Consider the following 1,109-nt stretch of genomic DNA (forward strand, 5'->3'; position numbering starts at 1 on the left):
ACACCGACCCCGCCAGCACCAACCACACCACCGCCGCCGTCGACCTCGACTACACCAACGGGCAAGACCCCACCCACGGATACTTGATCACCCTTCGAACCTTTAACCAACCTCAGACGATCAACCCACGACCCGGCTACGACGACGTCACAGGCCTCGGCACGCCAAACGGCTTCGCCTTCGTGACCGGCCTCGCCCACGGCGCCGGCCTGCACCCGACGTTCAGCTGATCAACGGCGGAAGCCGCAACCTCAACCACACGGGGCCTGCAGGAATAACGGCGTAACCCTCCGAGAGGGAAGACATGCCATGAGTGACACGATGGTAGAGGTTCCGCCAACCCACGAGGCCCCCGCGCTGGATCGACCCGGGGACGCCCCGCCGTTCCCCGCCCGTCACGGCCACGCCATGTCCCGCGACACCGTCATCGCACTCTGGCTCGGCCACGAATCAACCGAGACCACCCAGATCTACCTCCACTCCGACCTCACCATCAAAGAACGCGCCCTCGCCCGCACCACCCCACCCGACAGCGCCCCCCGGCCGCTACAAAGCACCCGACACACTCATCGCCTTCCTCGACGACCTCTGACCACCCCAGAGTTATGCCACGTCCCCAGCCACTCGACCAGCCCGGCGGACCCGGCGACACCGCCGGACTCGGCGGGTCCGTACCCATCCGGGTTCCGCATGTCGAGCCTCTCATGGCGCCCATCGGTATTCACCGAAAACCGTTTTCGTCGGGTATTGTTTGCCTTCGCCACGAAGGTCGTCAACACTCATCAGCCGGCGCTATCGATCCATTCAAAGCAGCGATGGAGCGGCGCCGGACCCGCGCTCCATCAGCCGCCATTCCGATGGTATTTGTGAATGATTTGTCACCCGTTCACCCCCTGGACGGTCCATGCTGCTGAAATTCTGGAATGCTTTTCGTGCCACCGGCGGCCGCACAGTAGGCCATCGCGGCCGGAGGTGGCGCGATCGTGTTCTTCGTGCCACCGGCGGCCGCACAGTAGGCAAAGGCCAAGAAGGAGGAGCGCATGTCGCAGTCCGAAATCCTGGCAGGACCCGCCGCGATTCTCGAGGAGGTCGCCGGGGTCGACCCGGCC

At 64.9% G+C, this 1,109-nt stretch carries 2 protein-coding genes; one reads left to right on the forward strand and one right to left on the reverse strand.

From position 1 onward, the window contains the following. Positions 1–230: hypothetical protein (locus U9977_RS08035; RefSeq protein ID WP_322748562.1), on the forward strand; the 230-nt coding region annotated here is incomplete at its 5' end. 656 nt (positions 231–886) lie between these two features. Here U9977_RS08035 and U9977_RS08040 read toward each other — a convergent pair. Further along, positions 887–1,109: hypothetical protein (locus U9977_RS08040; protein ID WP_322748563.1), on the reverse strand; the 223-nt coding region annotated here is incomplete at its 5' end.

Origin of the sequence: Protofrankia sp. Cas8 (genome assembly GCF_963555845.1) — a bacterium.
In the GTDB taxonomy this organism is placed as follows: Bacteria; Actinomycetota; Actinomycetes; order Frankiales; family Frankiaceae; genus Protofrankia.